At 54.0% G+C, this 5,695-nt stretch carries 6 protein-coding genes; 1 reads left to right on the top strand and 5 read right to left on the bottom strand.

Annotation, left to right across the window (positions count from 1 at the left end):
• Positions 1–115: 115 nt before the first annotated feature.
• The 3 genes from ACLTD4_RS32670 to ACLTD4_RS32660 form a co-directional block, all read right to left on the bottom strand.
• Positions 116–382: an HPr family phosphocarrier protein gene (locus tag ACLTD4_RS32670; RefSeq protein ID WP_002603834.1), complete on the bottom strand. Its 267-nt coding sequence runs from the start codon at positions 380–382 to the stop codon at positions 116–118.
• A 29-nt stretch (positions 383–411) separates the two neighbouring features.
• Positions 412–1,212, bottom strand: coding sequence for a GNAT family N-acetyltransferase (locus ACLTD4_RS32665; RefSeq protein ID WP_117620578.1), 801 nt, complete (start codon positions 1,210–1,212; stop codon positions 412–414).
• A gap of 84 nt (positions 1,213–1,296) precedes the next feature.
• Positions 1,297–1,941 (bottom strand): HAD family hydrolase, encoded by a 645-nt coding sequence (locus tag ACLTD4_RS32660; RefSeq protein ID WP_117620577.1) that lies wholly within the window; start codon positions 1,939–1,941, stop codon positions 1,297–1,299.
• A 208-nt stretch (positions 1,942–2,149) separates the two neighbouring features.
• Here ACLTD4_RS32660 and ACLTD4_RS32655 point away from each other — a divergent pair, with 208 nt between their 5' ends.
• Positions 2,150–3,124 (top strand): pectinesterase family protein, encoded by a 975-nt coding sequence (locus ACLTD4_RS32655; RefSeq protein ID WP_117620576.1) that lies wholly within the window; start codon positions 2,150–2,152, stop codon positions 3,122–3,124.
• Positions 3,125–3,147: 23 nt separating this feature from the next.
• Here ACLTD4_RS32655 and ACLTD4_RS32650 read toward each other — a convergent pair whose 3' ends face one another.
• On the bottom strand, positions 3,148–4,608 hold the full coding sequence (locus ACLTD4_RS32650; RefSeq protein ID WP_117620575.1) for a sulfatase: 1,461 nt from the start codon (positions 4,606–4,608) through the stop codon (positions 3,148–3,150).
• The coding region (locus tag ACLTD4_RS32645) for a sensor histidine kinase (RefSeq protein ID WP_412331911.1) at positions 4,605–5,695 on the bottom strand (1,091 nt) is incomplete at its 5' end. The genes ACLTD4_RS32650 and ACLTD4_RS32645, both read right to left, overlap by 4 nt.

Raw genomic sequence — 5,695 nt, 5'->3', positions numbered from 1 at the left:
AGTATACACCACTTTACTCAATTTTTCAAGTTCCTTTTCCTGTCAGTTTTAATTATGATGACGCCGCGCCCGGCGGACATGCTCTCAGCCCTGTCCTGCGGCGGCTGTTCGTTCCTCAGGCGCTTAAATGGTGCGCCCTGTCCAGCAGGCTGCCATGCTCGATATAAGGGTCCAGACGCTCCAGCAGACGCTCGCAGCATTCCTCATGAATCACCAGCTCCACCGCCTGGGCCGCCTTTACGGACAGCACCGACAGCAGTGATTTCGCATCCACCACCGTGCTCCCGCAGACCAGTTCCATCTTATGACGGCTGCTGCCGGTTATTTTTACAAATTCCAGGATCGAATCAATTCCCCAGAATCCGACTTTTACTCTTTTCATCGTTGGTATTCCTCCAAATACTGTACTGGCTACGCCATTAAAAGGCCGCTCTCCATATCGTAGAGCTGATAAACTTTGTATTCTCTGTCAAATATATATCCCAGCTTCTCCGCCAGTCCGACTGACTGTAAGCTGATTGCATCCCAGCTCGGATAGATCCCCTGCTCCAGACACGTGAGGATGAACCGGGCGCTGCACGCCAGGGCCAGCCCCTTCCGCTGGTACTCCTTCCGGGTCTCAACCTGTATCTCAAACATTCCCTGGCTGATTCCATAGGCAGAACAGCCGGAAACGATCTTTCTGCCATCCATGGCCACAAAGCCAAGGCCATTCTGTTCAAATTCCTCCGGAGTTTCGAAATTGGAGCAGAAATCACGGCTCCATTCCTCCTTAAGCGCCGTCTGGTACAGTCTCCTGTCGATTTTCTTTAATCGAATTCCGGCGGGCAGATTCCTGCAGTAGGACTCCAGTGCCTCCTCCGAAAAATGGTTCCTGTCCCTTCTCATGGAATACCGGGATAGAACCCTGTATTCTCCCGGGAAGGATTCCTCCAGCCATTCGGCCCATCTCTCATCGGATGGGGTGATGTAATCCTGGCCGCATTCTCTGTAAAGCTGTGCTTTCAGTTCCATGGCCTGTTCACCCTTTGGGCATATGCCAAACAGGTATGCGAAATCACCCAGATGTATCAGGCAGTACGATGGATTCGTCAGATCCGGCACCCATACACGGCCCATATATCCCCGAACCGCTCCATGCACCAGAACGTGATCCGCCTGTCCGCAAAGCGGTCTGATTATCTGTCTCTTTTCTTTTCCCAGTTCAATCATAATGCGTCTCCTCCTTAAGGCGTTCCTCTTCGCCGTCAGCCAAAACTATTCCTTAAGCGCCATAATACTGTGTATCATATCACACTATAAGAGATTCTGCAAATCCAAAACTGTCTCCGCCAGAAAATCTGCCTGAGCGCCGGTCAGCTCCTCCCGGTCTCCATAACCGTAGAGAACGCCCACGCTGTCGACTCCGACCTCCCTGGCTCCTAAGATATCGTGTTTCCTGTCACCGATCATGATCACTTTTTCCAGATCGGTAATCCCGTTTTCCGCGAGGACGTACCGGATGACATCCGCTTTCTTCACTCTGGTCTCTCCTAAATCCGCGCCCCCCATAAAGGTGAAATACGAATCCAGTCCGAAATGCTCCATGATCTTTCTGACAAAGACCTCAGGCTTCGAGGAAGCCACAAAAAGCTTTTTCCCGGAGGCAGTAAGCGCCTTCAGCATCTCCTCGATCCCCTCGTAGACCTCATTTTCAAAGATTCCCCGGTCGGAAAAATACTCCCGGTAGACACCGATCGCGTTCAACGCATCCTCCTCGCTGAATCCGTAGTATTCGATGAAGCTGTCCTTCAGCGGCGGTCCGATAAAGCAGCAGAGCGTATCTAAGTCCTCCACCTCGATGTTATAAGCCTTCAGGGCGTGGCGCACGGATTTGGTGATGCCTTCTTTTGGATCGGTCAGCGTTCCGTCCAGATCAAATAACAGATATTCCTTCTCCATTCTCTCCTCCATGGATAAGAATGCAACGGAGACGGAAGGCAAGCTCCCGTCCCCATATGCATTTTTGAATTAATTCCATTCACAGTTTAAGGTATTATCTCACTTTGTGAATTAGAAGTCAATCATTTCTGTTGCAAATTTGTCGTAAAATGGATATATTTAGTACGAATCGTAAAAATATCCACTCCATTTGGAAAGAAGGAATTCTATGATAGAGATCGATCAAAACGGGAAAAAAGATTTTTCATCCATACAGGAAGCGCTGGACTGCCTTGCAAAAACTCCGGATTCCGGAAAAGGAGAAACGCTATTCCTGCACAACGGAATCTACCGGGAACAGATTACCGTGCGCATACCGCATCTGACCTTCCTCGGGGAAGAGGACGGTTCCACTGTAATCACCGGCTGCCTCTCCGCCCGCATGGAAGCACCGGAGGGTGGGCCGCTCCGTACGTTCCGCACCTGGACATGCTTCATCGACACCCACGACTTCACCGCACGCAGCATCACATTTGAAAACAGCGCCGGGAAAGGGACCGAGGCCGGACAGGCCCTGGCCCTCTATGCGGATGGGGACCGCCTCTTCTTCGACTCCTGCCGTTTCCTGGGAAACCAGGATACCCTCTTTACCGCGCCTCTCCCGCCGAGGGAGATCGAGCCGGGAGGATTTACCGGGCCGAAGCAGAATGCCCCCCGCATCAGCGGAAGGCATTATTACCGGAACTGCTACATCGAGGGCGATATCGACTTCATCTTCGGCGGAGCGGCCGCCTATTTTGAAGGCTGTACCCTGTTTTCCAAGTGTACGGACAGCCCGGTGAACAGCTACGTCACCGCAGCCTCCACGCCTGAAGGCCAGGAATTCGGCTATATCATGAAGGACTGCCGTTTCGAGAGCTGCTGTCCCCCGCACAGCGCCTTCCTGGGGCGGCCATGGCGCGAATACGCCCAAACGGTTCTCCTGAACTGCTACATGGATTCCCATATCTGCGAAGAGGGATGGGATGACTGGAACAAACCGGAGGCCAGAGAGCACGCGTTTTATGCGGAGTATGAGAGCTTTGGACCGGGCGCCGCCATGGATCGCCGCCCGGAATGGGTCCGCCGCCTGACGAAAGAAGAGGCCGGACGCTTTACAAAGGCCACCGTTCTCTCAGGAAATGACGGCTGGGATCCGGAATAGGGGCGCGCGGAAAGCTTCACCGCTTATATGACGGGAGCGCCAATATTCCAGACGGTCTTCCCGCCCTCGCCGAGGTCGATCATCCGGTCCAGAAGCCGCTTCATCAGTTCGTATTTCCGCTCCTGAAGCAATGGATCATCCCATAAATTATACTTCTCCTCCGGATCGTTCTGGAGATCGTAGAACTCGCCGTAGCTCCTGTTCTGGTAGTAGATCAGTTTATAATGTTCATCCCGTATGGCCCGGATGTCTCTCGCTTCCATGTAGACGTCCGGCCATATTTCTTTGGCGCCGTCCTCGTAAAACTGCGTCAGACTCCGACCCATCATGGTATCCGGGACAGTGATTCCCGCCGCCGTGAGGCATGTGGCCGCGATTTCGACCGAGCTGATGAAGCTGTCCTCTCTGCGGCCTTTAAAGCCGGAAAACGGAGGCTTTAACAGAAACGGAATCCTCATCAGGGCCTCCGAGCAGTACTGGGCCTTGGTGGCCACACCGAAATCTCCCATAAAGTCCCCGTGGTCCGAGGTAAACAGGATGAGGGTGTTATCGTAAAGCCCTTTCTTTTTAAGGAGCTCAAGCACCTGTCCGATTTTCCGGTCAATCAGAGTCATATTGGCATAGTAGGCCTTCTTCATCAGTCGGATCTCATCCGGGGTTAGCCCATCCGGTGACGTGTGATTCTTTAAATCGAGACTGCCGAATTTCTTAGCGATGTCGAGATAATGGGGCGGCTTATGGAACAGGTCGGAAAGCTCGGTTCCCGGCAAATCCAGTTCCATTTCCCCGTAGGCCTCTTCATCTGGAAGCCCAATCCCGTCAAAGGGCATGTGCGGCCCCGGAAATGAAAGGGTCAGGAACCAGGGCCTGTCATCGGGACAGCTCTCCTCCAGCCACTCTCTTCCCCGGTCGCCGATGTAGGCGTCCACGTGGTACTTTTCTTCTCCTGTAAATTCATAGATCCCCTTACTGTTTATCTCCCTGAAAAGCTGGGATCCCCTGGTAAAACCGCTGTCGGCCAGAAACTCCACATAGCTGGAGACGCGGTCGGAGACCGTCTTGTTGGCCGGAAGGCCGAATTCGCCGTCGGCCAGCTCCTTCGTGATTATCTCCGGCGGAAAATGTTCATCCACAATATCCTCATAATCGTATCCCCGCTCAATTTCAGAGCGCCAGAAATGCTGTTTTCCGATGACAGCCGTATAGTAGCCCCCCTCCTGTAAATACTTCATAAATGTGGTCTCCTTTTTGGGAAGGCTGCTGACAAATCCCGGTACGCCGCACTGGGAGGGATAGCGCCCGGTAAAGATGGCTGCCCTCGCCGGAATGCACGACGGGTTTGTGGTATAGGCGCGGGAAAAGCACACGGATTCTTCCGCCATCCGGTCAAGGGCCGGCGTATGTACCTGGCGGTTCACCCATCCGGCTGCGTCGTAACGCTGTTCATCTGTCATCAGAAATAATAGATTGGGTCTCTCTTTCAAATCGGTTCCTCCTTTATCATCTCCGGGGCCGGAATCTCGTCTGACGGATAGGACAGTGTCACCACGGTTCCCTTTCCCGGAAAGCTGTCAATCACAATGCCATACGCATCTCCATAATAAAGCCTGATTCTGTCGTGGATATTCTTCAGTCCCACATTGCCCCTGCCGGACTCCTCTTCCACCCGTTCTCTCCGCTCCAGGCGGCCGCGGATCTCCGCCAGCCGCTCCGGCTGTATGCCGCCGCCATTGTCCTCCACCGTAACCGTCATGATTCCCTCCTCTTTTTTTACCGTAACCGCGATCCGGCCGCCAGCACGGCCCCTGCCCAGCCCGTGGGAGATGGAGTTCTCCACAAGCGGCTGCAGACAGACCTTTACGATGGGCTCTGCAAGCAGCTCCTCCGGAACCCTGGCGGCGAACGCAATCCGCCCTCCGAATCTGGCATTGACGATCGTCATGTAGCTGGAAAGGTTCTCCAGCTCTTCCCTTATGGTGACGAGGACACCGTCCGTATGGGTCGCGTAGCGGAATAGCTTCGATAAGGCCATGATCATCTCCGATACCTGCAAGGCCCCGTAAAGCTCCGCCATGCTCTTGATCATATCCAGGGTGTTGTAGAGAAAATGAGGGTTGATCTGAGCCTGCAGCGCCTTGATGGCCGCCTCCTTTTCCTTCAGTTCCACGGAATACACCCGATTGACGAGGCGGTCAATCTCCTCTGCCATGCCGTTAAACGCGTCACAGAGGTCTCCCACCTCATCCCTGGTCTCGACGTGCACGCGGACTGTGTAATCGCCCTCCTTCACCCGGACCAGATTCTTATGGAGCCTGGTCACCGGGCGGACGATGGTCTCCGAGAAAAGGAATGAGGCCGCCAGTATGATAAGCACGGTTATAAAGATCACGGTTCCTGTCATGGTGCTCAGCGCACGGATATTGCTCTCCACGCCCTTCATGTCATCGAAAAATGTGACTCTGATGCCCAGATTTTCGATACGGTAGTCCCACGAGATGCTCTCCGCCCGTCTCCTCGCCTTCGGCGGCGCCGAGTAGGAGACCGCGGCGGCCCGCAGACGGTTCACCGCTT

The organism is Hungatella sp., from assembly GCF_046966825.1.
This window is presented reverse-complemented; position numbering and strand designations above follow the sequence as displayed.